A 300-nucleotide genomic window follows, 5' to 3' on the forward strand; every position below is an offset into this window, starting at 1 on the left:
TTTTTAAAACAAGAATTTGCTAAATTACTATATTGAGAATCAACATCAACACAAATACCTTCACCAAAGAAAGTTGGGTTACATTGAAACTTTCCACTTCCACAACTCGATTTATAACCTGAGTTTGGATTAACTCCGGGATGCTGACATTTTCCATACTCAATAACTGATTCCCATGTTCCAAAGAAACACGGTTTTAGTCCACTCGTAGCGATGGCCTCACTAAAGAAGATATTGAAAAGTACTTGTTTTTGAAATTTCTTTTTCCACTCTAGATTCTTCTTTAGACTCTTCTTATTA

General features: G+C 33.7%; 1 protein-coding gene. It reads right to left on the reverse strand.

All coding sequences use genetic code 11. The annotated features are described in order from the left end of the window. A partial coding sequence (locus M901_RS02550) for a hypothetical protein (protein ID WP_034719793.1) occupies nucleotides 1-300 on the reverse strand: 300 nt, incomplete at both ends.

Source organism: Bacteriovorax sp. DB6_IX, assembly GCF_000447775.1.
In the GTDB taxonomy this organism is placed as follows: domain Bacteria; phylum Bdellovibrionota; class Bacteriovoracia; order Bacteriovoracales; family Bacteriovoracaceae; genus Halobacteriovorax_A.